The organism is Microbacterium sp. KRD172, assembly GCF_017168295.1.
Lineage (GTDB): Bacteria > Actinomycetota > Actinomycetes > Actinomycetales > Microbacteriaceae > Microbacterium > Microbacterium profundi.
This window is the reverse complement of the sequence record NZ_JABFAS010000002.1, coordinates 2,244,995-2,265,769: the sequence shown is the minus strand read 5'-3', so window position 1 is coordinate 2,265,769 and position 20,775 is coordinate 2,244,995. Positions and strand designations below refer to the sequence as shown.

Below are 20,775 nucleotides of genomic sequence, written 5' to 3'. Positions count from 1 at the left end.
TTGCACGCTAAGCTGTCCCCATAACTGAAGACAGGCCCCACGACCCGTGCGGGAGAGCCCCGGTGATCACAGCCGGGCACCGAAGGAGCAAGCCTCCCTGCCAATCTCTCAGGTACCGCGTACCGCGCCGGTCAGGCCACTCTGAAAAGCGAAATCGAGCGAAGCAAGATTTCGGGTTGAGCGAGGCGCCCCGGCGCCGAGTCGAAACCTGGCGAGACAAGCTCCGCGAGTCTCACGTTTGATTTCCGCCGACGGTGAAAGCCCTGCGCCACGCGCACGGGCGAAACTCTCAGGCCCATGACAGAGGGGGAGTTCTCGGATACCGTGCATTCCGTACGGCATCCTTCCGATCCATCCGGGAGAACTCCATGATCGAGGCCCGCTTCACCCCGCTGCGCGAGCGACACGAGTCGCTCGGTGCGTCGTTCACCGACTTCGGCGGCTGGCAGATGCCGGTGCGCTACACCTCTGACCTCGCCGAGCATCACGCCGTGCGCCAGGCCGCTGGACTCTTCGACATCTCGCACATGGCGGAGTTCCTCGTGGCCGGCGATTTCGCCGCCGAGTTCCTCGACTACTCGCTCGCAGGGCGCCTGTCCACGATGGCGATCGGCAAGGCGAAGTACTCGCTCGTGCTCGCCGAGGACGGCGGCATCATCGATGACGTCATCGTGTACCGGCTCGCGGATGACCGATTCCTGGTGATCGCGAACGCCGGCAACCGAGGCTTCGTGGATGCGGCCTTCGCCTCGCGCGTGCGGTCGTTCCCTTCGCGGATCGAGCGGGACCTTCCCCCGCGCGCCGAGGGCGAGGACCGCAGCTTCGCCGGCTTCCTCGGCGACCGCGGCGTCGACGTCGAAGACGTCTCCGACACCTACGCCCTGCTCGCCGTTCAGGGCCCGGCATCCGAGGCGATAGCGGCCGCGACCGCCGGCATCACCGATGTCAGCATCCCGTGGGCGGATCAGAAGTACTACGCGTGGGCCGACGCCTTCTTCCTCGGAGCACCGCTGCTGATCGCACGCACCGGCTACACGGGGGAGGACGGTTTCGAGCTGCTCGTGCGCAGCGAAGACGCCGTCGCGCTCTGGGACGCGGTGCTCGCGGCAGGTGAGACTCACGGCATCGTTCCCGCTGGTCTCGCCGCACGAGACACGCTCCGCCTCGAGGCAGGAATGCCCCTGTACGGGCACGAGCTGTCGCGGGAGATCAAGCCCGCGCAGGCCGGACTCGGCCGGGTCGTCGCATCCGACAAGATCGATTTCATCGGCAAGGATGCCGTGGCGCTCGCCGAGGACGCACCGGTGCTCGTCGGACTCGCAGCCGAGGGCAAGCGTGCCGGACGCGCCGGGTACGCAGTCGTCGCCGGCGACGGCACAGTGCTGGGTGAGATCACCAGCGGTGCGCTCAGCCCGACGCTCGGCCATCCGATCGCGATGGCCTATATCGACCCTGCTTCTGCCGAGACAGGGACCGCCGTATTCCTTGATGTGCGGGGCACGAAGATCCCCGCGACCGTGACCGCACTGCCTTTCTACCGGAGGAAGAAATGACTGATCTGAACGCACTCTCGTACACCGAAGAGCACGAGTGGCTCGACATCGCCCCTTCGACAGGCTCAGGGACCAGCGTCGCGACCATCGGCATCACCGACTTCGCCGCCGAGAAACTCGGTGACGTCGTGTTCGTCGAACTCCCAGAGGCCGGCACAGAGATCGCAGCGGGTACGGTCGTCGGCGAGATCGAATCGACGAAGTCGGTGGGCGAGCTCTACGCTCCCGTCACCGGAACCGTGGTCGAGATCAACGACGCAGTCGTCGATGACCCGTCACTCGTCAATGCGGCGCCCTTCGAAGGCGGATGGCTCATCAAGATCTTGATCGCCGACGACGCGGCCGACGGCCTTCTCGACCGTGCCGCCTACGTCGCGCTGACGGAGGGTTGATCGAGCTCGTGACCAATTTCGCCGATCGTCACATCGGGACGACAGCCGAGACCCAGCGCATCATGCTGGACGCCCTCGGCATCGACACCTCCGACCCCTCCACCTCGCTCGAGGCGCTGATGCGCGGCGCTGTGCCGGCATCGATCTACACCGACGCTTCGACAGGCTCAGCGACCGGGGATGGTGTCATCCCGCCCGCTGCCTCCGAGGCCGAGGCGCTCGCCGAGTTGCGCGCGTTCGCCTCGCGCAACCGGGTGAACCGTTCGATGATCGGTCTGGGCTACTACGGCACGCTGACCCCGAGCGTGATCCAGCGCAACGTTCTGGAGAATCCGTCCTGGTACACGGCGTACACGCCGTACCAGCCGGAGATCTCGCAGGGTCGCCTGGAGGCGCTGATCAACTTCCAGACGATGGTCGCCGACCTCACCGGCCTGTCGACGGCGAACGCCTCGATGCTGGATGAGTCCACGGCCGTGGCCGAGGGGATGCTGCTGGCCAGGCGAGCCTCGAAGGCGAAGACGAACGTGTTCGTGGTGGATGCCGGTGCGTTCCCGCAGACCAAGGCGCTGCTCTCCACCCGTGCGGCAGCGCTCGACATCGAACTCGTCGAACGCGATCTCGCCGGAGGCGAGGCTCTGCCCGATGAGCTCTTCGGCGTGTTCGTGCAGTACCCCGCGGCATCCGGTCTCGTCTGGGATCCGAGTGCCGTGATCGACGCCGCGCACGTCGCGGGCGGCCTCGCGGTCGTCGCGGCCGATCTGCTCGCCCTCACCCTGATCAGCTCTCCCGGATCGCTCGGCGCCGACGTCGCGGTCGGCACCACCCAGCGCTTCGGCGTGCCGATGGGCTTCGGCGGTCCGCACGCCGGCTACATGGCCGTGCGTCAGGGACTCGAGCGACAGCTGCCAGGGCGCCTCGTCGGCGTATCGGTGGATGCCGACGGCAAGCCCGCGTACCGGCTGTCCCTGCAGACGCGGGAGCAGCACATCCGCCGCGAGAAGGCCACGAGCAACATCTGCACGGCACAGGTGCTGCTCGCCGTCATGGCGGCGATGTATGCGGTCTACCACGGGCCTGACGGACTGCGCGGGATCGCGACGGGCGTCGCGTCCAAGGCCGCTGCTCTGGGCGATCGACTGGCCGAAGCCGGCACCGAGGTCGTGCACGAGGCGTTCTTCGACACACTCACGGTGCACGCGGCCGGTGCCGCAGCGCTGGTCGGGCGTGCGCACGACGAGCTCGGCATCCTGCTCCGCCTCGTGGACGACGACACGATCGCGATCTCGGTGGACGAGACGACCACGCGTGCTGAACTGGATGCCGTCGCTTCGCTCTTCGGCGCGAAGTCGTCCGCCTTCGGCTCGCTGCTGCGGGCGAGCCTTCGCGGGTCGTTGAGCGAGCGGAGCGAGACGAAACGGGCTGAGCGAGCGCAGCGAGTCGAAGCCACTGCACTCCCGACCTCGCTGACCCGCCAGGACGAATACCTCACCCACCCCGTCTTCCACGTGCATCACAGCGAGACGGCGATGATGCGGTACCTGAAGAGCCTGGCCGATCGCGACTACGCGCTCGATCGCGGCATGATCCCGCTGGGTTCGTGCACCATGAAGCTCAACGCGGCGACCGAGATGGCATCGATCACATGGCCGGAGTTCGCCGGGATCCACCCGTTCGCCCCGGCATCCGACGTCGAGGGCTACCTCGAGATGATCGACCAGCTCGAGAGCTGGCTCGCAGAGGTCACCGGATACGACGCCGTCTCGCTGCAGCCGAACGCCGGCTCGCAGGGCGAGCTCGCCGGACTCCTCGCGATCCGCGGTTACCACCTCGCGAACGGCGACACGCACCGCACGGTGTGCCTGATCCCGTCGTCGGCGCACGGTACGAACGCGGCATCCGCGGTGCTCGCCGGCATGAAGGTCGTCGTCGTCGCGTGCGACGAGCTGGGCAACGTCGATCTCGACGATCTGCGCGCGAAGATCGCGTCGAACGCCGAAGAGATCGCTGCGCTCATGATCACGTACCCCTCGACGCACGGCGTGTACGAGCACGACGTCGTGGAGATCACCTCCGCGGTGCACGACGCCGGCGGCCAGGTTTACGTCGACGGCGCGAACCTCAACGCACTGCTCGGCTACGCTCGTTTCGGTGATCTCGGCGGCGACGTCTCGCACCTGAACCTGCACAAGACGTTCGCGATCCCGCACGGCGGCGGCGGCCCCGGAATCGGTCCGGTGGCGGCGAAAGCGCACCTGGCGCCGCACCTGCCCTCTCACCCCCTCGCGCAGCGTGCGACGCACTCTGGCGGCTACGAGTTCGCCGGGGGAGCGGTCTCCGCCGCGCCGTATGGATCGGCCGGCATCCTGCCGATCTCGTGGTCGTACGTGCGGATGATGGGAGCCGAAGGACTGCGCGACGCGACTGCAGCAGCCGTCCTGTCGGCGAACTACATCGCCGCGCGCCTGCGCGATCACTTCCCCGTGCTCTACACGGGTGAGGACGACCGGGTGGCGCACGAATGCATCCTCGACCTCCGCCCGCTCAAGGAGGCCACCGGCATCACCGTCGACGATGTCGCAAAGCGTCTCATCGACTACGGCTTCCACGCCCCGACCATGTCGTTCCCCGTACCAGGCACGCTGATGGTCGAGCCGACCGAGTCGGAAGACCTCGGCGAGATCGATCGGTTCATCGAGGCGATGATCATGATCAAGGGCGAGGCGGATGCCGTGGCATCCGGTCGCTGGCCTGCAGACGATAATCCGCTCGTGAACGCACCACACACCGCGGTCTCGCTGATCGCGGGGGAATGGACGCACGCTTACACGCGCGAGGATGCGGCATATCCGGTGCATTCCCTGGTCGCGGGCAAGTACTGGCCACCCGTGCGACGGATCGACCAGGCATACGGCGACCGCAACCTCGTCTGCGCATGCCCGCCGATCGAGGCGTTCGCGTAGCAGAAATCGATGTTTCATGAAGGTCACCACTCAGTAACGGTTGATTAACGCAGGGCCTCAAATCGCGCGCGCGAGGTTAGTCTCAACACATCTGCGACCCGAACACGGGACGCATTTGCACCTGTCCACAGGAGGACATAGACATGAAGCGAAACAAGATCACCCTGGCCGGGGTCGGTCTGCTCTCCGCCAGCGCTCTTGTGCTGGTCGGTTGCGCGGGCTCGAACAACGGCGCCGGCGACGATGGCGAAGGCGCCGGGGGCGACGCCACGGCGATCATCACGGTCAACGGCTCCGAGCCGCAGAACCCGCTGATCCCGACCAACACCAACGAGGTCGGGGGCGGCAAGATCCTCGACGCGATGTTCGCAGGACTCATCGGCTACGCGGCTGACGGTTCGGTGTTCAACGACGTCGCCGAGGAGATCACGGTCGATGACCCGCAGAACCTGACGGTCAAGATCCGCGAGGGGCTCACGTTCACCGATGGCGAAGAGGTCACCGCTGACAACTTCATCAAGGCGTGGAACTACGGCGCACTCGCGTCGAACGAGCAGCTCTCCAGCTACTTCTTCGAGGACATCGAGGGCTTCAGCTACGACGCGGACTCCGAGCTGACAGGCCTGGAGCAGGTCGACGATTACACCTTCACGATCGCGCTGAACAAGCCGGCCTCCGACTTCGCACAGCGCCTGGGGTACTCGGCCTACTACCCACTGCCCGACGCGGCCTTCGACGACATCGAGTCGTTCGGCGAGAACCCGATCGGCAACGGCCCGTACATGCTCGAGGGCGAAGGCGCGTGGCAGCATGACGTCGGCATCAACCTCGTGTCCAACCCGGACTACGACGGACCCCGCACCCCGGCCAACGGCGGACTGGACATCAAGTTCTACGCGTCTCAGGATTCCGCATACGCGGACCTGCTCGCCGGTGAGCTCGACGTCCTCGACGCGATCCCGGACTCGGCATTCGAGACCTTCGAGTCCGACTTGGGCGACCGCGCGGTGAACCAGCCGGCAGCGATCTTCCAGTCGTTCACGATCCCGGAGCGCCTCGAGCACTTCGGTGGCGAAGAAGGCGTGCTGCGTCGTCAGGCGATCTCGATGTCGATCAACCGCCAGGAGATCACCGACGTGATCTTCCAGGGCACCCGCACCCCGGCCAGCGACTTCACCTCGCCGGTCATCGACGGCTGGTCCGACTCGCTCATGGGCGCCGAGGTTCTGGCGTACGACCCCGAGAAGGCCAAGGAGCTGTGGGCCGAGGCCGACGCGATCAGCCCGTGGAGCGGTGAGTTCCAGATCGCGTACAACGCGGACGGCGGCCACCAGGCCTGGGTCGACGCGACAGCGAACTCCATCAAGAACACGCTCGGCATCGAGGCATCGGGCGCACCGTACCCGACGTTCGCCGAGCTGCGCGGTGAGGTCACCGAGCGCACCATCCAGACCGCTTTCCGTACCGGATGGCAGGCCGATTACCCCGGTCTGTACAACTTCCTCGGCCCGCTCTACGCGACCAACGCCGGCTCCAACGACGGTGACTACTCGAACCCCGAGTTCGACAAGCTGCTGTCGGAGGGCATCTCGGCCACGGACGCCGAAGAGGCGAACGGCCTGTTCCAGAAGGCGCAGGAAGTGCTTCTGCAGGACCTCCCCGCGACGCCGCTGTGGTACTCGAACGTGGTCGGCGGCTACGGCGAGACCGTGGACAACGTTGAGTTCGGCTGGAACTCGGTGCCGCTCTACGAGCAGATCACCAAGGTCAGCTGACACCGACACACGACGAGGCGGTGGTGAACACGACCATCGCCTCGTCGTACGTGCGTCCGCGCACTCGAAGGGAGGTCGAGGGTGGCTCTTTACATCCTCAAACGGATCCTGCAGGCGATTCCGGTGTTCTTCGGCGCCACCCTGCTGATCTACTTCATGGTCTTCGCGATGCCCGGCGATCCCATCGCCGCGCTGTTCGGAGACCGTCAGCCGAACCCGGCTCTGCTTGAGAGGCTGCGCGCGCAGTACCATCTCGATCAGCCGTTCATCGTGCAGTACTTCTACTACATCGCCGGCATCTTCCGGCTCGACTTCGGCATCAGCTTCTCCGGCCAGCCGGTGATCGACATCCTCGCAAGGACGTTCCCGGTCACGCTGCGTCTCGCGGTGATGGCGGTCGTGATCGCATTCGTCCTGGCCATCGTGATCGGGCTGTTCTCCGCGCTCGGCAAGGGCGGCATCTTCGACAACTCGATGCTGGTGGTCGCGCTCGTCTTCGTGGCCGTGCCGATCTTCGTGCTGGCCTTTCTCGCACAGTACTTCCTCGCCGTACAGCTCGGCTGGTTCAGACCCACAGTCGGGGCACGCAACGACTGGGGTGATCTGTGGCTGCCGGCCATCGTGCTCGGATTGAGTGTGTACGCGACGAGCATGCGCCTCACCAGGACGTCGACGATCGAGACCCTCAACCAGGACTGGGTGCGCACCGCGTACAGCAAGGGTCTGTCACGAGGACGCGTGATCCCCGTGCACGTGCTGCGCAACTCACTGATCCCGATGGTCACCGACCTCGGCACCGTGTTCGGCATCCTCATGGTCGGCGCCACCGTGACGGAGGGCATCTTCAACGTCCCCGGTGTGGGCAACACCCTGTATCAGGCGATCATCCGCGGCGAGAATCCGACCGTCGTGTCGTTCGTCACGGTGTTCGTCGTCGTCTATGTGCTCATCAATATCGTCGTGGACCTCGTCTACGGCCTGCTCGATCCGAGGATCCGCTATGTCCCGTCCTGACGCGCACGCAGAGCACTTCGTCGCTCCCGTCGACACGACGTCGGTCCCAGTCGACGTCGTCCGTATCAGCGCCAAGCGCAGCAACCTCTGGATCGATGCGTGGCGAGACCTGCGCAGGCGCCCCCTGTTCTGGATCTCCTCCGCATTCGTGCTGCTCGTGGTCATCGTCTCGCTCTGGCCAGGACTCTTCACGAGCGTGGCGCCGAACAACGGCTGTTCGCTCGCGAGCAGTAACGGCGGTCCAGAAGAAGGACATCCCTTCGGATTCACACGTCAGGGCTGCGATGTGTACTCGCGAATCATCTGGGGCACGCGTACGTCTGTCATCGTGGGCGTTCTGGCGACTCTCATCAGCACGATCGTCGGAATGGCGATGGGGGCCTTCGCCGGCTTCTACGGCGGATGGCTCGATTCGCTGCTGTCCCGCGTCGGTGACATCTTCTTCACCATCCCGTACATCATCGCCGCGATCGTCGTGATGTCGGTGATGCCGGTGCGAAACGAGATCGTGCTCGCGTTCGCGATCGGCGGCTTCGCGTGGGCATCGACGGCGAGGATCATGCGCGCCGAGGTGCTGCGCGTGAAACAGGCGGACTTCGTGATGGGCGCGGAAGCCGTCGGGCTCTCCCGATTCCGCACGCTCATCTCGCACGTGCTGCCGAACGCGATGGCCCCGGTCATCGTCGTCGCCACGTTGAGCCTCGGTGCGGCGATCGTCGCGGAGGCGACGCTGTCGTTCCTCGGCGTCGGCCTCGGCGGCGGCACCATGTCGTGGGGCAATGACATCAGCCAGGCGCAGACGAGCATCCGCACCGCGCCGATGGCACTGTTCTGGCCGTCGCTCGCGCTGACGCTCACGGTGCTGGCGTTCATCACACTCGGCGAGCTGCTGCGCGACGCCGTCGACCCGAAGGCAAGGGCACAGCGATGAACCAGCCACTGCTCAGCATCCGCGATCTGAAGGTCGCATTCCGCAGCGGCCGGCAGTCCCGAGAGGTGCTGCACGGCGTGAGCTTCGACATCCTCGAGGGCGAGACGCTCGCCATCGTGGGGGAGTCGGGTTCGGGCAAGTCGACCACCGCGGCGGCGATCATCGATCTGCTGCCCGGCACCGGTACGGTGACCAGCGGCAGTATCGTGCTCACGGGCAGGGACCTCACGAAGGCGAGTCGTGGGGAGATGGAGCGGATCCGCGGTCGCGAGATCGGCTACGTGCCGCAGGACCCGATGTCGAACCTCAACCCCGTCTGGTCGATCGGATTCCAGGTCAAGGAGGCGGTCCGCGCCAACGGTCTGGCGCAAGGTCGACGAGAGGTGCACGACCGTGCCGTGGAGGTGCTGGTCCAAGCCGGCCTCAGCGACGCGGCCCGCCGCATGCACCAGTTCCCGCATCAGTTCTCCGGGGGAATGCGCCAGCGCGCGCTCATCGGAATCGGCTTGGCGGCCGACCCGAAGCTGCTGATCGCCGACGAGCCCACCAGCGCGCTCGACGTCACGGTGCAGCGCGTGATCCTGGATCACCTCGCCTCGCTCACCAGTGATCGGGGCACCTCGGTGCTGCTGATCACGCACGATCTCGGTCTTGCCGCAGAGCGTGCTGACCGCATCCTGGTGATGAATCAGGGTGAGATCGTCGAAGCGGGACCCAGCGCCGAGATCCTCACCAACCCGCAGCATCCGTACACCCAGCGCCTCGTCGCCGCGGCTCCGAGCCTTGCCTCGAAGCGCATCGGCACCACCGTGCACGCGAGCGACGAGCCGGCCGGCACGGCGGCTCCCGTGGTCGAGGTGCGCGATCTCGTCAAGGACTACTCGATCCGCACGGGCGGTCTCAAGCACGAACGCTTCCGCGCCGTCGACGAGGTGTCGTTCTCGATTCCTCGCGGCAAGACGCTGGCGCTCGTGGGAGAGTCGGGATCGGGAAAATCCACGGTCGCGAAGATGCTGCTGCAGTTGGAGAAGCCGACTGACGGTGAGATCTTCATCGACGGTGAAGCCACCAGCACGATGTCGCGCGCCGACGTCTTCCGGCTGCGTCGGCGAATGCAGCCGGTGTTCCAGGATCCGTACGGCTCGCTCGACCCGCTGCGCAGCATCGGGAGCCTCATCGCAGAACCCCTGCACGTGCACGGCATCGGCACCAGGGAAGAGCAGCATCAGCGTTCGCTCGAGCTGCTGGAGCAGGTCGCTCTGCCGCAGGAGCTCGCGTGGCGCTACCCGAATGAGCTGTCCGGAGGTCAGCGGCAGCGGGTGGCGATCGCACGTGCGATCGCACTGAAGCCTGACATCGTCGTGTTGGACGAAGCAGTCTCCGCCCTGGACGTGCTGGTGCAGGACCAGATCCTGAATCTGCTCTCCGACCTCCAGCGCGATCTCGGGTTGACATATCTGTTCATCACGCACGACCTCGCGGTGGTCCGGGTCGCGGCGGATCTCGTATGCGTCATGGAGAAGGGCCGCATCGTCGAGCAGGGGAGGGTCGACGACATCTTCAGCAACCCGCAGCAGGAGTACACCCGCCGGCTGCTGGAGGCCATCCCCGGTGCTTCGCTGCCGCTGGGTGGCGTCGGCTGATGTCGGCGGCCAGGCCGCCGCGGGTCTTTCGGGTCACCGGTGCCGTCTGGCTGTTCGGCATCACCGCGGTGATCGCCGCAGCGCTGCTGGTCGAGGCGACCGTCCGATCCGGCATCGGTGAAGCACTCCTGCTTGCGCCCTGGCTGCTGCTGCTGCTCTGGGTCATCCACGTCGCGGGGATCGCCTCAGACGTCCGCGCGGACACCACTGGCGTCGGCGTCCAGAACCTCGTCAGGCGAACGTGGGTGCCGTGGAGCAGAATGAAACGCGTCGCGATGCGGTGGCAGCTCGAACTGACCCTCGATGACGGTCAGGTCGTGAGGTGCTTCGGCGGGCCGTCGCGCTCACGACCTCGAAGGCTCGGACCCGGACGAACCCGTGAGGACGCCGACGACGGGGCGCACGACGGTATCGCGAAGCTGCAGCGTCTGCGCCTCGAGGCTGATGTGTCGCCGGAGGCTGTTGTCTTGCGCAGTTGGGACCGGCCGGCGATCATCGCTTTCGCGGTGCTCGCGGTGTGGGCCGTCATCGCGATCATTGTCACACGGTTCTCATAGCGAAGTCTGGTTGTGTCGGCTCATGCAATGTCCTACTGATGGTTCCACCCTCGTCATGACCGATCGCAGCGGTATTGAGATCGATTACTGTCCGCAGTGCCGCGGTGTCTGGCTCGACCGTGGTGAGCTCGACAAGATCATCGAGCGCTCAGTCACGCCTCCGCAGCCGCAGTCCTACGCTCCGCCGACGTCGGAGCGCCGAGACCGTGAGCAGCGTAACGCCCCGCCGGCGTACGAGCAGCCGCGCTACGACGGTCATCGCCGCGATGACCGGGATGGTCACGGTCGACCCCGCAAGCGCGAGAGCTGGCTCAGCGACCTGTTCGACTGACCTCAGCCGGGCAGACCGAACACGGCGGGGAACGTCGCCGCGGCCCACGGGTAGCCGACGAACGCGGCGGCGTTGATCAGGAAATGCGCCACCAGGAACGGCAGCAGCCGACCGGTTCGGGCGAAGAGCCAGCCGAACAGCAGACCCATCGCGAGGTTCCCGATGAACGCTCCCGGCCCTTGGTACAGGTGGTAGCTCGCTCGCAGCACAGAGGTCGCGATGATGATCGGCCAGATGCTCCAGCCCAGCTGCTTCAGGCGGAAGAACAGATACCCGAGCACGACGAACTCCTCCATGAGTGACGCGCGCGCCGCGGAGAGGAGCAGGACGGGCACCGTCCACCAGTAGTTGTCGAGGCTGCCGGCGTTCACGGCGACGAAGAGTCCCAGCATCCGTCCGCCGACGTAGAGCGCAAGTCCCGGGATGCCGATGGCCAGCACGAGCAGGATGCCGCGGCCGATGTCGCGGCCGATCCGTGTGCCATCCAGTCCGAGCCTGCCGAGGTGCGGGCGCGAGGCCTGCCACAGCAGGAAGCAGACCAGCAGCACCGGCACGATCGAGAAGGCGATCCCGAGCACCTGGTAGATGAGGTCGAAGATCTCGCGATCGCTGCGCGAGGGGTTGAGCGCCGTGGTCTGATCCGCGAGCGGTGTGGAGTCGGTGAGCCGGTATGCGAGCTGCACGATCGAGTAGACGGCGGATTCGCCGAGGCCGAGCGCGAGGACGATGGCGATCTCCCACCAGATGCGCGCACGCGAAGGTGCAGCGGAGAAGGAATCCGTCGATCCCTGAGCTCGTCGAAGGGTCACAGTCTGATGCTACGGGAGCGTTCGTATGCACGCTCAGAGAGTGATCAGCGATCGTGCGATATCCTGGACCGTCGGCATCCCGGCATTTCCCCTCCCTTTTAGGAAACTTGCATGGCGCACGCCCTTCGCTCTGACCTCCGCAATGTCGCTATCGTCGCGCACGTCGACCACGGCAAGACCACGCTCGTCGACGCCATGCTGCGCCAGACGGGCTCGTTCGGCGAGCACGCGCACGTGGACGAACGCGCCATGGACTCGAACGACCTCGAGCGTGAAAAGGGCATCACGATCCTCGCGAAGAACACCGCGATCACCTACAAGGGTGTGCACGCGAACGGGCAGGACATCACGATCAACGTGATCGACACCCCGGGTCACGCCGATTTCGGCGGCGAGGTCGAGCGCGGCCTTTCCATGGTCGACGGTGTCGTGCTGCTCGTCGACGCCTCCGAGGGTCCGCTGCCGCAGACCCGCTTCGTGCTGCGCAAGGCGCTCGAGGCGAAGCTGCCGGTCATCCTTCTGGTGAACAAGACCGACCGTCCTGACGCTCGCATCGCCGAGGTCGAGGAGGAGGCGCACGACCTGCTGCTGGGGCTCGCCTCGGACATGGTCGATGACGTGCCCGACCTCGATGTCGACGCACTGCTCGACGTGCCGGTCGTCTACGCCTCCGGTCGTGCCGGTGCAGCCTCGCGCAACCGTCCCGAGAACGGCTCGCTCCCGGACAACGACGACCTCGAGCCGCTCTTCGGCGCGATCCTCGAGCACATCCCGGCACCGTCCTACGACGACGAAGCCCCGCTGCAGGCCTGGGTCACGAACCTCGACTCCAGCCCGTTCCTCGGCCGCCTCGCACTGCTTCGCGTCTTCAACGGAACGCTGAAGAAGGGCCAGACCGTCGCCTGGGTCCGTGCAGACGGCACGACCAGCAACGCCCGCATCACCGAGCTGCTCAAGACCCGTGCGCTCGAGCGCTACCCGGCCGAGTCCGCCGCTCCCGGCGACATCGTCGCCATCGCAGGCTTCGAGGACATCACGATCGGTGAGACCATCGCCGACCCCGAAGATGTGCGCCCGCTGCCGCAGATCCACGTCGACGATCCTGCGATCTCGATGACGATCGGTACCAACACCTCGCCGCTGATGGGCAAGGTCAAGGGACACAAGCTCACCGCCCGCATGGTGAAGGACCGCCTCGACCGTGAGCTCATCGGCAACGTCTCGCTCAAGGTCGTCGACATCGGACGCCCCGATGCCTGGGAGGTGCAGGGCCGCGGTGAGCTCGCCCTCGCCATCCTGGTCGAGAACATGCGCCGTGAGGGCTTCGAACTCACGGTCGGCAAGCCGCAGGTGGTCACCAAGAAGGTCGACGGCAAGACGCACGAGCCGTTCGAGCACCTCACGATCGATGCTCCCGAGGAGTACCTCGGCGCGATCACGCAGCTGCTGGCGGCCCGCAAGGGCCGCATGGACAACATGATCAACCACGGCACCGGCTGGGTGCGCATGGAGTTCATCGTGCCCTCGCGCGGTCTGATCGGGTTCCGCACCGAGTTCCTCACCACGACGCGCGGCACGGGAATCGCCAACGCGATCTCGCACGGCTACGACGCCTGGGCAGGACACATCTCCACGCGCCAGAACGGCTCGATCGTCGCCGACCGTCAGGGTGTCGTCACCCCGTTCGCGATGATCGCCCTGCAGGAGCGTATGTCGTTCTTCGTCCAGCCCACGCAGGAGGTCTACGAGGGCATGGTCATCGGCGAGAACTCGCGCGCCGACGACATGGACGTGAACATCACCAAGGAGAAGAAGCTCACCAACATGCGTGCAGCCAGCTCCGACACGTTCGAGTCGATGACGCCTCCGCGCCAGCTGACCCTCGAGGAGAGCCTCGAGTTCGCCCGTGACGACGAATGCGTCGAGGTGACTCCCGAGGTCGTTCGCATCCGCAAGGTCAACCTCGACGCGACCGTGCGCGGTCGTGAGACGTCGCGCCTGAAGCGTCAGGACGCCAACGCGTAACCCTTCGCGCTGACGCCCCCTTCGGCCGCCGACGCCCCCTCTCAGCCACGTCTGACCGAGGGGGCGTCGATGCGCAGAGGGGGCGTCGCCGTAGACAGGCGGGCGCGCGGGATGACGGCGAGACGGATGCTGCTCAGCGGAGCTCCGAGATCAGCACAGCGCTCGTGCCGGGCTCGAGCGCCTCGAACACGTGTGGTGAATCGCCCGCATACGACAGGTAGTCACCCGGGGAGAGATCGACCGGAGCGTCAGCAGGGCCGATCCGGGCAGCACCGGTCATGAGGATGACGTGCTCGGTAGTGCCGTTGTGGTGCGGCATCGAGCGTCGCGGTTCGCCCGGCTCGGCCCGGATCACGTAGAGGTCGCGCCTGGCCCCTGGCGGGCTCGCGGAGAGAAGCGTCGCGCTGTACGGCGCCGCGGCAGACGGCACTGCGTCGAGTTCGTCTGCGCGGATCAGCGTCGGCGCGTGCGCCTGCTGGTCGACGAGGACGGCGAACGGGATGCTGAGCGCATCGCCGAGGGCCCACAGGGTCTCGACGCTGGGGTTGCCTGTGCCGTTCTCCAGCTGCGAGACCGTCGCCTTCGAGATGCCTGCGCGCCGCGCCAGCTCGGAGATGCTGATGCCGGCGGATTCGCGCTCGCGGCGAAGCGCTCGTCCGATGCGCGATCCCAGATCTTCCATGCGTTCAGTATGCCAAACGATCGTTCGCTTTGACTAGCGGGGCCGAAGTGTTCAGAATGGTCGTCAGGTGTTCACTGAAGCGAACGGGATTCATCCATGTCACAGCGGCGCGAGGTCTGGCGCGAGGGGCTCGGCGTCGCCGTCGCCACGAGCGCCTACGGCATCTCGTTCGGTGCCCTCGCGGTGGCATCAGGACTCGACATCTGGCAGACCAGTGTGCTGAGCCTTCTCATGTTCACGGGCGGGTCGCAGTTCGCGTTCATCGGCGTGTTCGGTGCGGGCGGCATGGCGGCTCTGCCATCGGCGATCGCCTCTGCCGCCCTGCTGGGCGTGCGCAACCTCGCCTACGGCATGCGCATGTCGCCGATCATCGGAAGCGGCTTCTGGCGCCGCACCGCCGCGGCGCAGGTGACGATCGACGAATCCACGGCGGTCGCGATCTCGCAGGCGACCCCCGCGCTGAGCCGGCTGGGTTTCTGGGTCACGGGACTCGGCGTCTTCATCGGCTGGAACATCACGACGCTCCTCGGTGCACTCCTCGGCGATGTGTTGGGTGACCCCAAGTCCTGGGGACTGGATGCCGCGGCCGCTGCCGCCTTCCTCGCGCTGCTGTGGCCGCGGCTGAAGCAGCGGCAGGCGATCGCCGTCGGTGTGGCCGCAGCGGTGATCGCAGCATCCCTCACGCCCGTCATGATGCCAGGACTGCCGGTGCTGGTGGCGGCTGTCGTCGCGATCGTGGTCGGCTGGTTCAACTGGCTGGGGCGTGACGACGTCCGATCATCCGGTACGGCGACGGAGGTGAGTACGTGAGCGTCTGGAGCGCCGTGCTGCTCGCGGCCTGCATCTGCGTCGCGTTGAAGACGTTCGGCTATCTGATCCCCGCCCACTATCTCGAGGCACCGCGTCCCGCGCGGATCTCCGACCTGCTGACGGTCGCGCTGCTTGCCGCACTCGTCGCGGTGCAGACGCTGGGGAGCGGGCAGGCGGTCGTGGTCGACGCCCGGATCCCCGCCGTTCTGGTCGCCGCGGGGCTGCTGTACCTGCGCCAATCATTCCTGGTGGTGGTGATCGCGGCGGCGGCCGTCGCGGCGCTGCTGCGTCTGGTCGGCTGGGCCGCCTGAGGCGTGTTCGGCCCGACGGTGCGAACGCGTAAAGTGGGGGAGTGCCGAACTGGATCTCCCGAGGACTCGCCTGGCTCGCCGCCGCGCTCGTCGGCGTCGTGTACGGGACCGCGGGAACCATCGCCCACAGCCTCATGTGGGGAGTGATCCCGGTCGGGATGATCGTGGCGGCCATCGCATGCGCGGCGCTGCTCATCGCGGTGCGAGCACTGACGCACGATCGTGGAGCGACTGTCGTAACGGCGCTCGGGATGCTGGGGATGGTGATGATCATCTCCGGTCCGGGTCCCGGGGGCTCCGTCATCGTGCCGAACACGCCGATAGGGCAGATCTGGATCTATCTCGTCGCCGGCATCGCGCTGCTCGTGATCGCGTGGCCGGACCTCAAGCGCTTGCCGAGGCGGACCACAGCCGACGGGCCGTAGACTGAAGGCGTGACGTATGTGATCGCTCTTCCCTGTGTCGATGTCAAGGATCGTGCCTGCATCGACGAGTGCCCCGTTGACTGCATCTACGAGGGCGAGCGATCGCTGTACATCCACCCCGACGAATGCGTGGACTGCGGCGCGTGCGAGCCGGTGTGCCCCGTCGAGGCGATCTACTACGAGGACGACCTGCCTGAGGAATGGGCCGACTACTACAAGGCGAACGTCGAGTTCTTCGACGAGGTCGGATCTCCTGGAGGCGCGGCCAAGATCGGCGTCATCAAGTACGACCACCCGATCATCGCCGCTCTTCCCCCGCAGGGCGAGTAGCGGAGCGTGGGCGTCCACGACCTGGCCGATTACCCCTGGGATGCGGTCGTCTCCTACCGAGAGCGCGCAGCACAGCATCCGGATGGTCTCGTCGACCTCTCGATCGGCTCTCCGGTCGACCCGACGCCCGAGATCATCCGCAAGGCGCTCGCCGACGCGACCGACGCGCACGCATACCCGCAGACCGTCGGCACTCCTGCACTGCGCGAGGCGATCGTCGACTGGTACGCACGGCGCCGCGGTGTGCCGGACCTGAGGGTCGACAACGTCATGCCCACGATCGGCTCGAAGGAACTGGTCGCGCTGCTTCCCACCCTGCTCGGACTCGGCGAGGGGGACATCGTCGTGTTCCCACGCGTGGCGTACCCGACATACGAGGTGGGAGCGCGCGTCGCGGGCGCGACGCCGGTCGCCGAGGACGATCCTGCTCTTTGGCCCGAGGGTGCGCGGCTCATCTGGATCAACACCCCCGGGAATCCGGACGGACGCACCTGGACGGTCGAAGAGCTCGCGGTCGCCGTGCGTCGCGCCCGTGAGCTGGGTGCTGTGCTCGCGAGCGACGAGTGCTACGCCGAGCTCGGGTGGGACGGCCAGTGGGCCGAAGAGCCGGTGCCCTCGGTGCTCGATCCCCGTGTGACGGACGGTTCGCGCAAGAACCTGCTCAGCGTCTACTCGCTCAGCAAGCAGTCGAACCTCGCCGGCTACCGTGCCGCCTTCGTCGCCGGATGCGCGCGCGTCGTCGGCGATCTGCTCACCGCTCGCAAGCACCTCGGACTCATGCCGCCGGCGCCGGTGCAGCAGGCCATGACGGTGGCACTGCGGGACGACGCGCACGTCGCCGCGCAGAAGCAGCTCTATCGCGCACGGCGCGACCTGCTGCGCCCCGCGCTGCAGGCGGCCGGGTTCCGGATCGACGGCTCGGAAGCAGGACTGTATCTGTGGGCGACCGAGGGCCAGGATGCCTGGGAGTCGATGGGGCGCCTCGCCGACCTCGGCATCCTGGCGGGACCGGGTCCGTTCTACGGCGCCGATTCCGGTCAGCACGTGCGGCTGTCTCTGACGGCGCCGCTCGAGCGGGTCGCAGCAGGGGCAGCGCGGTTGCGCGGAGCTTCTCTGTAGGTTCCCACGGTAACCGCTCGCCATCTCTTGGCGGATGTCACAGTAGGCCGATACGACGACTAGGCTGTAAAGGCGATTCGGTCGAGATCCGGCCAGGCGCGCAGCGCCATGCATCGCCGCTCGATAGTTCGACCAACGGCGAATCAGATCGACAGGTCGAGTCAACGTACAAGGAGGACCGCGTGAGTGCAGCGGGAGATCAGCAGGCGAAGGCGACTCTCACGATCGGTGGAACCACAGCGGAATTCCCAGTACTTCGTGGCACGGCGGGCAACGACAGCATCGACTTCTCGACGCTGACGAAGCAGACCGGATACACCGGCCTCGACTACGGCTTCGTGAACACGGCATCCACCAAGTCGGAGATCACGTTCATCGACGGCGACAAGGGCATCCTGCGCTACCGCGGTTACCCGATCGAGCAGATCGCGAAGAACTGCAGCTATCTCGAGGTCGCCTGGCTGCTCATCTACGGCGAGTTGCCCTCCGCTGACGAGTTGGCGAACTTCGATGACCGCATCCGTCGCCACACTCTCCTGCATGAGGATCTGAAGCACTTCTTCTCGGCGCTGCCGCACACGGCTCACCCGATGTCGGTGCTGTCGTCGGCTGTCGCCGCGCTCTCGACCTACTACGAGGGCCAGACCGACCCGAACAATCCCGAGCATGTCGAGCTCAACATGGTGCGCATGCTCGCCAAGCTGCCCGTTATCGCGGCGTACGCGCACAAGAAGAGCGTCGGGCAGGCGTTCCTCTACCCGGACAACTCGCTGAGCTTCGTCGACAACTTCCTCAAGCTCAACTTCGGCGTGCACTCGGAGCCCTACGAGATCAATCCGGTCATGTCGAAGGCGCTCGAGCTGCTGCTGATCCTGCACGAAGATCACGAGCAGAACGCCTCCACCTCGACCGTGCGCATGGTCGGCTCGACCGGAGCGAACCAGTTCGCGTCGATCTCCGCCGGCATCCAGGCGCTCTCCGGCCCGCTGCACGGCGGCGCGAACGAGGCCGTCCTCACGATGCTCGGACAGATCCGCGACTCCGGTCAGAGCGTCTCGCGCTTCGTGGAGAGCGTGAAGAACAAGGAAGACGGCGTGAAGCTGATGGGCTTCGGGCACCGCGTCTACAAGAACTACGACCCTCGCGCCAAGCTCGTCAAGGAAGCCGCCGACGAGGTCCTCCGCGAGCTCGGCGTCACCGACCCGCTGCTCGACGTCGCCAAGGAACTGGAAGAGCTCGCCCTCGCGGACGACTACTTCAAGGAACGTCGTCTGTACCCGAACGTCGACTTCTACACCGGCGTGATCTACAAGGCCATGGGCTTCCCGACGCGCATGTTCACCGTGCTGTTCGCGATCGGCCGCCTTCCGGGGTGGCTGGCGCAGTGGCGCGAGTTGAACCTCGACACGCAGACCAAGATCGGCCGCCCGCAGCAGCTGTACACCGGGTCTCCGGAGCGTCAGTTCCCGATCCGCTGAGGCGCGTACGCGAAAGGCCCCGAATCCTCTCCAGAGGAGTTCGGGGCCTTTCGCATGTGCGGTGAGGCAGGTGCTGGCGGGGCTCAGCGGCCCTGGAATCCGCCGCCCTGTGCGCGGCGCGAGCCTCGCGTGTCGACGCGCTGGCCGACCTGCAGGCCGCGCGAGCGCTGACCCTGCTGCCCGGAGCGCTGGCTGTCGCCCTGAGCCGCGGACTGGCCCTGGCTGCCCTGGCCCTGCGGACGCCGGCGACGGCGCGCCGGCGAACCGGAGGCAGGTCCGCCGCTCTGCTGCGGCTGCCTGGCCTTCTTCGGCTGCTGCTGCTGCACCGGCTGCGGGGGAGCAGGACGCACGTGTGCGGCGCGCTCTCCGACCAGCTCGGTCACGATGCCCGCGTTGACGTCTTCCAACGCTGCAGTGATCTGGGCCTTGCGGAGGAGATCCTTCACATCGCGGCGCTGCTCGGGCAGCACGACGGTGACGACGGTGCCTGCGGCACCCGCGCGTGCGGTACGGCCTGAGCGGTGCAGGTACGCCTTGTGCTCCATGGGCGGGTCGACGTGGACGACCAGGTCGACGTTGTCGACGTGCACTCCACGCGCGGCGACATCGGTCGCGACGAGCACGCGCACGCCACCGTCGGCCGGATCGGCCGAGAACGCGCTGAGGTTGCGCTCACGTGCGTTCTGCGACAGGTTGCCGTGCAGGTCGACAGCGGGGATGCCGGCGGCCGTGAGCTGCTTGGCCAGCTTCTTCGCCTGGTGCTTGGTACGGGTGAAGAGGATGCGACGACCGGTGCCGGAGGCGAGATCGCGGACGAGGCCCGTCTTGTGCTCGGTCGAAGTGGTGACGAGCACACGGTGGGTCATCTCGCCGACGGGAACGCTGGACTCGTCGACCTCGTGGCTGACCGGGTTGGAGAGGAAGCGCTTGGCGAGCGAATCGATGCCGCGGTCGAGCGTCGCGCTGAAGAGCAGACGCTGGCCGCCGGCCGGGGTCGCGGTGAGGATGCGGGTCACGCCGGGCAGGAAGCCGAGGTCGGCCATGTGGTCGGCCTCGTCGAGCACCGCCACCTCGACCGAATCGAGCGAGACGACCTTCTGCTTCATGAGGTCTTCGAGGCGGCCGGGGCAGGCCACGACGATGTCGACGCCGCTGCGCAGCGCCTGCTCCTGCGGACGCTGGCTGACACCGCCGAACACGGTGGTGACGCGGAGGCCGACGGCCTCGGCGAGCGGCGCGACGACGGCGGCGATCTGTGTGGCGAGCTCGCGGGTCGGTGCGAGCACCAGGCCGCGGGGGTGGCCGGGACGGCTCTTGCGGCCGGAGGAGATCAGGCTCGCCACCAGCGGGATCGCGAAGGCGATGGTCTTTCCGCTGCCGGTGCGGCCGCGACCGAGGAGGTCGCGTCCGGCGAGCGAGTCGGGAAGCGTGTCGCGCTGAATGGCGAACGCCTCGGTCTTGCCTTCAGCGGCGAGGACCGAAGCGAGGGGCGCTGGCACGCCGAGTTCGAGGAAGGTAGGCATAGAAGTACTCCATGACGCGTGTGATCGCGTCTGATTCGTGTGATGGGCGACCGCGCACAGGAAGTGCGCAGAGGTTCGCCGTTCGAAACGCCAACTGGTGGAGG

Annotated in this window: 19 protein-coding genes and 1 riboswitch; of the genes, 16 read left to right on the top strand and 3 right to left on the bottom strand. The window is 66.7% G+C overall.

Translation table 11 applies throughout. From position 1 onward, the window contains the following. The first annotated feature begins 39 nt into the window (after window positions 1–39). A riboswitch (glycine riboswitch) is annotated at window positions 40–135 on the top strand. 233 nt (window positions 136–368) lie between these two features. From J1M43_RS11300 to J1M43_RS11260, 9 genes are all read left to right on the top strand, one after another. Beyond that, complete coding sequence (locus J1M43_RS11300) at window positions 369–1,553, top strand: glycine cleavage system aminomethyltransferase GcvT (protein WP_206476724.1); 1,185 nt, start codon at window positions 369–371, stop codon at window positions 1,551–1,553. Then, window positions 1,550–1,945, top strand: a complete 396-nt coding sequence (gene gcvH, locus J1M43_RS11295) for a glycine cleavage system protein GcvH (RefSeq protein WP_206476723.1) — start codon at window positions 1,550–1,552, stop codon at window positions 1,943–1,945. The genes J1M43_RS11300 and gcvH overlap by 4 nt, the downstream gene beginning before the upstream one ends. Before the next feature lie 62 nt (window positions 1,946–2,007). After that, window positions 2,008–4,908: an aminomethyl-transferring glycine dehydrogenase gene (gene gcvP, locus J1M43_RS11290; RefSeq protein WP_241245427.1), complete on the top strand. Its 2,901-nt coding sequence runs from the start codon at window positions 2,008–2,010 to the stop codon at window positions 4,906–4,908. 143 nt (window positions 4,909–5,051) lie between these two features. Further along, complete coding sequence (locus tag J1M43_RS11285; RefSeq protein WP_206476721.1) at window positions 5,052–6,683, top strand: ABC transporter substrate-binding protein; 1,632 nt, start codon at window positions 5,052–5,054, stop codon at window positions 6,681–6,683. A gap of 81 nt (window positions 6,684–6,764) precedes the next feature. Continuing rightward, window positions 6,765–7,697 carry an ABC transporter permease gene (locus J1M43_RS11280; RefSeq protein ID WP_033104807.1) on the top strand — a complete coding sequence of 311 codons (933 nt, stop codon included), beginning with the start codon at window positions 6,765–6,767 and terminating at the stop codon, window positions 7,695–7,697. Continuing rightward, window positions 7,684–8,628 carry an ABC transporter permease gene (locus tag J1M43_RS11275; protein WP_033104806.1) on the top strand — a complete coding sequence of 315 codons (945 nt, stop codon included), beginning with the start codon at window positions 7,684–7,686 and terminating at the stop codon, window positions 8,626–8,628. Before J1M43_RS11280 ends, J1M43_RS11275 begins: the two co-directional genes overlap by 14 nt. Then, a complete protein-coding gene (locus tag J1M43_RS11270) occupies window positions 8,625–10,271 on the top strand; it encodes an ABC transporter ATP-binding protein (protein WP_033104805.1) in 1,647 nt (548 codons plus the stop codon). Before J1M43_RS11275 ends, J1M43_RS11270 begins: the two co-directional genes overlap by 4 nt. After that, window positions 10,271–10,828 carry a PH domain-containing protein gene (locus J1M43_RS11265; RefSeq protein ID WP_206476720.1) on the top strand — a complete coding sequence of 186 codons (558 nt, stop codon included), beginning with the start codon at window positions 10,271–10,273 and terminating at the stop codon, window positions 10,826–10,828. The genes J1M43_RS11270 and J1M43_RS11265 overlap by 1 nt, the downstream gene beginning before the upstream one ends. 22 nt (window positions 10,829–10,850) lie before the next feature. After that, window positions 10,851–11,159 carry a zf-TFIIB domain-containing protein gene (locus tag J1M43_RS11260; RefSeq protein WP_033104804.1) on the top strand — a complete coding sequence of 103 codons (309 nt, stop codon included), beginning with the start codon at window positions 10,851–10,853 and terminating at the stop codon, window positions 11,157–11,159. 2 nt (window positions 11,160–11,161) lie between these two features. Here the strand turns inward: J1M43_RS11260 and J1M43_RS11255 are convergent, their stop codons facing one another. Further along, the gene (locus J1M43_RS11255) at window positions 11,162–11,968 is read right to left on the bottom strand and encodes a CPBP family intramembrane glutamic endopeptidase (RefSeq protein WP_033104803.1); all 807 of its coding nucleotides are present in this window, start codon (window positions 11,966–11,968) and stop codon (window positions 11,162–11,164) included. A 111-nt stretch (window positions 11,969–12,079) separates the two neighbouring features. On the opposite strand from J1M43_RS11255, the gene typA reads away from it, so the two are divergent. Beyond that, window positions 12,080–13,993: a translational GTPase TypA gene (gene typA, locus J1M43_RS11250; RefSeq protein ID WP_033104802.1), complete on the top strand. Its 1,914-nt coding sequence runs from the start codon at window positions 12,080–12,082 to the stop codon at window positions 13,991–13,993. A 133-nt stretch (window positions 13,994–14,126) separates the two neighbouring features. On the opposite strand, the gene J1M43_RS11245 is transcribed toward typA, so the two are convergent. Further along, window positions 14,127–14,675 (bottom strand): helix-turn-helix domain-containing protein, encoded by a 549-nt coding sequence (locus J1M43_RS11245; protein WP_033104801.1) that lies wholly within the window; start codon window positions 14,673–14,675, stop codon window positions 14,127–14,129. Between the two features lie 96 nt (window positions 14,676–14,771). Here J1M43_RS11245 and J1M43_RS11240 point away from each other — a divergent pair, with 96 nt between their 5' ends. The 6 genes from J1M43_RS11240 (at window position 14,772) to J1M43_RS11215 (ending at window position 19,148) form a co-directional block, all read left to right on the top strand. Beyond that, window positions 14,772–15,485 (top strand): AzlC family ABC transporter permease, encoded by a 714-nt coding sequence (locus tag J1M43_RS11240; RefSeq protein WP_052166678.1) that lies wholly within the window; start codon window positions 14,772–14,774, stop codon window positions 15,483–15,485. After that, window positions 15,482–15,796, top strand: coding sequence for an AzlD domain-containing protein (locus J1M43_RS11235; RefSeq protein ID WP_033104800.1), 315 nt, complete (start codon window positions 15,482–15,484; stop codon window positions 15,794–15,796). Before J1M43_RS11240 ends, J1M43_RS11235 begins: the two co-directional genes overlap by 4 nt. 41 nt (window positions 15,797–15,837) lie before the next feature. Then, window positions 15,838–16,221: a histidinol dehydrogenase gene (locus tag J1M43_RS11230; protein WP_206476719.1), complete on the top strand. Its 384-nt coding sequence runs from the start codon at window positions 15,838–15,840 to the stop codon at window positions 16,219–16,221. A 9-nt stretch (window positions 16,222–16,230) separates the two neighbouring features. Continuing rightward, window positions 16,231–16,551, top strand: coding sequence for a ferredoxin (gene fdxA, locus J1M43_RS11225; RefSeq protein WP_033104799.1), 321 nt, complete (start codon window positions 16,231–16,233; stop codon window positions 16,549–16,551). Between the two features lie 6 nt (window positions 16,552–16,557). Next, complete coding sequence (gene dapC, locus J1M43_RS11220) at window positions 16,558–17,670, top strand: succinyldiaminopimelate transaminase (RefSeq protein ID WP_033104798.1); 1,113 nt, start codon at window positions 16,558–16,560, stop codon at window positions 17,668–17,670. A gap of 182 nt (window positions 17,671–17,852) precedes the next feature. After that, window positions 17,853–19,148 (top strand): citrate synthase, encoded by a 1,296-nt coding sequence (locus J1M43_RS11215; RefSeq protein WP_084595466.1) that lies wholly within the window; start codon window positions 17,853–17,855, stop codon window positions 19,146–19,148. Between the two features lie 83 nt (window positions 19,149–19,231). Here J1M43_RS11215 and J1M43_RS11210 read toward each other — a convergent pair whose 3' ends face one another. Next, window positions 19,232–20,671: a DEAD/DEAH box helicase gene (locus J1M43_RS11210; RefSeq protein ID WP_084595464.1), complete on the bottom strand. Its 1,440-nt coding sequence runs from the start codon at window positions 20,669–20,671 to the stop codon at window positions 19,232–19,234. Window positions 20,672–20,775: the final 104 nt, after the last annotated feature.

What these genes read in the sequence shown, in the direction of transcription:
- J1M43_RS11300 (WP_206476724.1), top strand. Translation starts at nt 369, where the DNA reads ATGATCGAGGCCCGCTTCACCCCGCTGCGCGAGCGACACGAGTCGCTC.
- gcvH (WP_206476723.1), top strand. Translation starts at nt 1,550, where the DNA reads ATGACTGATCTGAACGCACTCTCGTACACCGAAGAGCACGAGTGGCTC.
- gcvP (WP_241245427.1), top strand. Translation starts at nt 2,008, where the DNA reads ATGCTGGACGCCCTCGGCATCGACACCTCCGACCCCTCCACCTCGCTC.
- J1M43_RS11285 (WP_206476721.1), top strand. Translation starts at nt 5,052, where the DNA reads ATGAAGCGAAACAAGATCACCCTGGCCGGGGTCGGTCTGCTCTCCGCC.
- J1M43_RS11275 (WP_033104806.1), top strand. Translation starts at nt 7,684, where the DNA reads ATGTCCCGTCCTGACGCGCACGCAGAGCACTTCGTCGCTCCCGTCGAC.
- J1M43_RS11270 (WP_033104805.1), top strand. Translation starts at nt 8,625, where the DNA reads ATGAACCAGCCACTGCTCAGCATCCGCGATCTGAAGGTCGCATTCCGC.
- J1M43_RS11265 (WP_206476720.1), top strand. Translation starts at nt 10,271, where the DNA reads ATGTCGGCGGCCAGGCCGCCGCGGGTCTTTCGGGTCACCGGTGCCGTC.
- J1M43_RS11260 (WP_033104804.1), top strand. Translation starts at nt 10,851, where the DNA reads ATGCAATGTCCTACTGATGGTTCCACCCTCGTCATGACCGATCGCAGC.
- typA (WP_033104802.1), top strand. Translation starts at nt 12,080, where the DNA reads ATGGCGCACGCCCTTCGCTCTGACCTCCGCAATGTCGCTATCGTCGCG.
- J1M43_RS11245 (WP_033104801.1), bottom strand. Translation starts at nt 14,675, where the DNA reads ATGGAAGATCTGGGATCGCGCATCGGACGAGCGCTTCGCCGCGAGCGC.
- J1M43_RS11240 (WP_052166678.1), top strand. Translation starts at nt 14,772, where the DNA reads ATGTCACAGCGGCGCGAGGTCTGGCGCGAGGGGCTCGGCGTCGCCGTC.
- J1M43_RS11210 (WP_084595464.1), bottom strand. Translation starts at nt 20,671, where the DNA reads ATGCCTACCTTCCTCGAACTCGGCGTGCCAGCGCCCCTCGCTTCGGTC.